This window comes from Tepidiforma sp., from assembly GCF_034432735.1.
Taxonomy (GTDB): domain Bacteria; phylum Chloroflexota; class Dehalococcoidia; order Tepidiformales; family Tepidiformaceae; genus Tepidiforma.
On the sequence record NZ_DAOUBJ010000013.1, the window covers coordinates 1 to 5483 of the forward strand.

General features: G+C 68.4%; 4 protein-coding genes. 2 read left to right on the plus strand and 2 right to left on the minus strand.

From position 1 onward, the window contains the following. Together VAE53_RS00960 and VAE53_RS00965 are read left to right on the plus strand one after the other, a co-directional pair. Positions 1-489, plus strand: a 489-nt coding sequence (locus VAE53_RS00960) for an LUD domain-containing protein (protein ID WP_322817482.1), incomplete at its 5' end; no start/stop codon positions are given. Positions 490-589: 100 nt separating this feature from the next. Next, on the plus strand, positions 590-3676 hold the full coding sequence (locus tag VAE53_RS00965; protein WP_322817483.1) for a PAS domain S-box protein: 3087 nt from the start codon (positions 590-592) through the stop codon (positions 3674-3676). Here the strand turns inward: VAE53_RS00965 and VAE53_RS00970 are convergent. Together VAE53_RS00970 and VAE53_RS00975 are read right to left on the minus strand one after the other, a co-directional pair. Further along, the gene (locus VAE53_RS00970) at positions 3673-4611 is read right to left on the minus strand and encodes an MBL fold metallo-hydrolase (protein WP_322817484.1); all 939 of its coding nucleotides are present in this window, start codon (positions 4609-4611) and stop codon (positions 3673-3675) included. The genes VAE53_RS00965 and VAE53_RS00970 overlap by 4 nt on opposite strands. 55 nt (positions 4612-4666) lie before the next feature. Beyond that, on the minus strand, positions 4667-5483 hold an 817-nt coding region (locus VAE53_RS00975; protein WP_322817485.1), incomplete at its 5' end, for an FmdE family protein.

A 5483-nucleotide genomic window follows, 5' to 3' on the forward strand; every position in this document is an offset into this window, starting at 1 on the left:
CCCCTCGGGCCCCGCCGCAGCGACCCACGCCTCCTCCCCGACCCAGCCGCCGAACACCACCCGGCCCTCCTCCAAGCCGCCGGCCCCGACCGCTCCCAGCCCCCCATCATCCCGCCCGCCGAAGTGCTCCCACCCACCTCCGCCGAACGATTCCGCCTCCGTGCCGCCCAACTCGGAGTCGGGCTGGAACCACCCCCAGCCGACGCCCTCCACCTCGCCGCCACCGCCGCCGTCGCCGGCACCGGATCCGTCCTCCTCACCGGCAGCCCCGTCGACCGCCGCGCCATCCTCAGCGCCGGCGCCGTCGCCCTCCACGTCGACCCCGCCACCATCGTCGAACACCCCGCCGCCCTCGCCCCCTACCTCGGGCCCGACGACGCCCTCATCCTCACCGGCCCAAGTCGGACCGCCGACATCGAAAAAGTCATCGTCCGCGGCATCCACGGTCCGCAGGAATACCACGTACTCCTCGAGCCCCCCGTATCCTGACCTGCAGCCGTTTCGCAGAAAGCGCGACAAAAATAGGGAAACTCCCGAAGCCCATTCCATCCCCTCCCCTTACCATGCGCCAGCACACGGGAGGTCCGCCGTGACACCGGACAGAGGCACCCCCCAGCCAGAGCCCACACCGCCCGAGTTCGATGAAGAACACCTCCCGCCCGGGATCTTCTTCGAAGACCACCCCCTTCCTGCCCTCATCTTCGAACGAGGGAGCCTCGCCATCCTCCGCGCCAACCGCGCCGCCTGTGCCCTCTATGGCTACACCCCGGCCGAATTCGCACAGCTAAACCTCGACGACATCCGCCCACCCGAAGACGTACCCACCTTCCGTGCCACCCTCCGCGAGCGCGACCAGCGCTCCTTGCCCACCTACTGGCGCCACCGAACACGCGACGGGCGGATTCTCCAAGTCCGCATCGCCGGACAAAACATCCGCTACGCCGGCCGCGATGCTCGCCTCACGTTCGTGCTCGAACACACCCCCATCGAACAAGCCCTCGCCCGCGCCCGCGACGCCGAACAGCGCTTCCGCACCATCTTCGACTACGCCGGCCACGCCATCCTTGTCTACGACCTCGAGCTCGGTCACTTCGTCGAAGCCAACGACGACGCCTGCCGCCTCCTTGGCATGTCCCACCAGGAGCTCCTTCGCCAAAGCCCCGCCAGCATCAGCCCCCAACACCAGCCCGCCGGCGTGCCCAGCGCAGAGCTCGCCGACCGCTACCTCCAGCGAGCCATGGCCGGCGACGTCGTCGAGTTCGAATGGGTACACCGCGACGCAGCTGGCCGCCTCATCATGTGCGAGGTCCGCCTCATCCGGATGCCCCCGTTCGACCGCAAACTCGTCCGCGCCGCCATCCTCGATATCCGCCGCCGCAAGGCCATCGAAGCCGAACTCGTACGCCGCGAACACGAATTCCGCACCCTCGCCGAGCACTCGCCCGACCTGATCGTCCGCCTCGATGCAGAGGCCCGAATCCTCTACGCGAACCCTGCCGCTCTCGCCACCATCGGCGCCGACCTACGGGCTGTTGCCGGTCGCCGCCCCACCGAACTACGCCCAGGCGAGCCCGCCGTCCTACGCTGGGAACAGGGCATCCTCGCAGCCGCTCGCACCCGCCAACGACTCGTCCGAGAAGGCCCCAGCGACTTCCCCCAGCCTGGCGCCTACAGCCAAACCTGGATAATCCCCGAGCCAGACGACCGCGGCGAGGTCCGCACCGTCCTCTCCCTCACCCGCGACTTCAGCGACCTCCACCGAGCCTCGCTCGAAAACGCACGCCTCGCCTCCATCGTCGCCTTCTCCCGCGACGCCATGGTCACCACCGATCTCTCCGGAACCATCACGTCCTGGAACCACGGCGCCCAACGCATCTTCGGCTACACCGCCGAAGAGGTCCTCGGCCAGACCACCGAATTCCTCTTCGATCCCGGCGAACGACACCTTCGTCACCAGATCCGCCAGCGCGTCCTCGCCGGCGAAAGCATCGAAGACATGGAGCGCACCTGGAAACGCAAGGACGGCTCGACCGTCACCCTCTCCAGCTCCTACTTTCCCCTTCGCGACCCAGACGGCGCCATCGTCGGCATCGGGAGCGTCGCCCGCGACGTCACCGAACGCGCCCGCGCCGACCAGGCGCTCAAACAAAGCGAGGCGCGCCTCGCCCAGCTCCTCGATGCCGTCTCGGCCGCCGTATGGGTCTCCGACGGCGAAACGACCCTTTTCGTCAACGCCGAAATGGAACGCCTCACCGGCTACCCCCGCGAAGAGCTTCTCAGGCCCGGGTTCATCGCCTCGCTCATCGCCGCAGAAGACGTGCCCCCCACCAGCGAACACGAATCACCCCGCATCCCAGGACAGGAGCCCGCCCCCCGCTTCACCATCCGCCTTACCACCGCATCCAGCCAGATTCGTCACCTTCGCGTTGCACCCTCCCCGTTCACCTTCGACGGTCGCCCCGCAACCCTCTACTCCGCCCTCGACACCACCGACCTCGTCCACGCCGAAGAAGAGCGCCGCCGCCTCGACCTCCAAGTCCAGCAGACCCAAAAGCTCGAAAGCCTCGGAGTCCTCGCCGGCGGCATCGCCCACGACTTCAACAACCTCCTCGTCGCCATCCTCGGCAACGCCGGCCTCGCCCTCATGGAACTGCCGCCCGAATCGCCCGCCCGCCGGACCGTCCTCGACATCGAAACCGCCGCCCAACGCGCAGCCGAGCTCACCCGCCAAATGCTCGCCTACTCCGGAAAAGGCCGCTTCGTCATCGAACGCCTCGATCTCTCCCGCATCGTCGAAGAAATGGCCCACCTCCTCGAAGTCTCCGTCACCAAGCGAGCTGCTCTCCAGTACCGCTTCGCCCCCGACCTTCCCGCCATCGAAGGCGACGCTACCCAGATCCGACAGGTCATCATGAATCTCATCACCAACGCCTCCGACGCCATCGGCGACCGCCCCGGCGTCATCTCCGTCTCCACCGGCCTCGTGCACGCCGATGCAGCCTACCTCTCCTCCGCCTACATGGACGACGACCTCCCCGAAGGCGACTACGTCTACCTCCAAGTCGCCGATACCGGCATCGGCATGGACCCGGCGACCGCAGCGCGCATCTTCGACCCCTTCTTCACCACCAAATTCACCGGCCGCGGGCTCGGGCTCGCCGCCGTCCTCGGCATCGTCCGCAGCCACCGAGGCGCCATCAAGCTCTCCACCGAGCCCGGCCGCGGCACCACCTTCGAAGTCCTCTTCCCTGCCGCCGGCCCGCCCGCCCCCGTCGCACCCCCGGCCACCCTGTCCGCGCCCGCCTCGTCCAGCGGCATCATCCTCGTTGTCGACGACGACGAAACCGTCCGCAACGTCGCACGGCGGATCCTCCAACAATCCGGGTACACCGTCCTCACCGCCGCCGACGGCCACGAAGCCGTCCAGGCCTACCGCCGACAGCCTGACATCCACCTCGTCCTGCTCGACATGACCATGCCCCACATGGACGGCGAAGAAACCTTTCGCGAACTCCGCCGCCTCGACCCGAACGTCCGCGTCGTCCTCACCTCCGGATACAACGAACAGGACGCCACCGAGCGGTTCACCGGCAAAGACCTCGCCGGCTTCATCCAAAAGCCCTACCGCCCAGCCGACTTCCTCCAAAAAATTCGCGACGCCCTCGCCCCACCCTAGGCCAAACAGCGCAGCGGCTTCCCGCCGTTGAACGCCAGCATCTCCGCGAACATCTGCCGATAGTCGAGCGGCGTACCCCGCGGCTCACCACGCAGCTCGCTGTACACCCGGTGCAGGTTCGGCACGATCCGCTCCCGGTCGTGCCACCCCTCGAACTCGCCGAAGTCCAACGACGCCGCAAGCTCCAGTGGCGGAATACCTCGCTCGAACCCCTCCCGCCCCACCCGCGTCACCCACTCCAGGTACCGCCTCACCTGCCCCAACACCGCCGGCCCCGCAACCGGGCCATGCCCCGGGACGATCGTCTCCGCCCCGAGCCCCTCCAGGCGGTCGAGCGCATCCAGCCAACCCCCGACCGACCCCCCCAGCGCGAACGGCGTCCCCCCGTTGAACACCAAGTCGCCCGAGAACAGCAGCCGTCGCTCCGGAATCCACGCCACAATGTCGCCCGTCGTGTGCGCCGGCCCCATGAACAGGAGCTCCACCAGCAAATCGTCCACATACACGTTCAACCGATCCACGAACGTCACCGTCGGCGGCGTCAGCGGACACTCCCCGAAGTCCACCATCGGAAAGAGCGCATACGCCGCATGCCCCGCAGCCAGCAGCTCCAAGCGGCATCGCTCGCTCGCGATAATCGCGCTCGCCGGCGCGAACAGAAAATTCCCGTGCGTATGGTCACCGTGGCTATGCGTATTGATCAGCGCACTCACCGGCAACGACGTCACCTCCCGCACCGCCGCATGAAACGCCCGCGCTCGCCGCTCTGTCCCCGTCGTGTCGACCACCGTCGCCGAACGGCTTCCCACGATGCACCCGGCGTTGTTCAAGAACCAGCTCCCGTCGAGCTGGATATAAGCGTAGATACCAGAGCTCACCTCCTCGATCGCCGGCGGTGGAAGCTCCTCGTGGGCAGGCGGCAGCGCGGTCGACACCGTTCAACTCCTCCAGCGTAATCCGCCGGAGTCTACCCGGAACCCTCCCGAACGTTCACCCCATCCCCGCGCATGGCCGGCAGCATGGCCCCGATTCCGTCGCCACCTCTCGCCCATCCGCCACCTCCTCCCCGCAGGCCACGCACGCCACTCGGCGCACCGGCGGCCCCGGCAGGTCGAGGCTCCCGAGCGGCCGCTCCACCTCCCGGACCGTGAACAGCTCCTCCGCCGGCCACGTCAGGTAGGCCGCCGACTGCCGAACGTGCCGGTCCGGCCCGTACGCCCCCACCCGATCGCGAAGGTCACCGCGCGCCGCCACCCGCACCGCACGCCCACTCCCCAGATCCCAGAACGTCGCCGCCAACTTGCCATAATCCACGAAACGCAGCGTCCGTTTCCCCGGTCGGCAACCCGTAACCGCCTGCACCGCATCCGCCGCGCACCGGTCGATCTCCACCTCCACCACCAGCCGCTTCCCCCGGTCCGGCAACCCCACGCCCAGCAGCTCACCCGCGTACAGCGCAAGCCGCGTCCCCAGTACGAGCCCCGCGCACACGTGCCCACCATGGAGTTCCTGCGCCCGCCGCAGCGCCCGGGCCAGACCCAAGTCCGCCGGTAGCAGCGCCCCCACGGCCGAAGCTGCCCGCTCTACCGCCCCGTCCAAATCCGCGAACGACCACGTCGCGATCGTCCACTCCCCCGGCGCAGGGTCCACCAGCTCCGACCGAATCGTCGGGTACGGCTCCGCGCTGTGGGTCTCCAACAGCACGAGATCCACCTCAGCCGGCACCAGCCCCAACAGCTCCCCCGCGGCGCCGCCCACCGGCGGAAGCGTCAGCTGTAGCCGGTCTGGCGATGCAATGACCATCGCC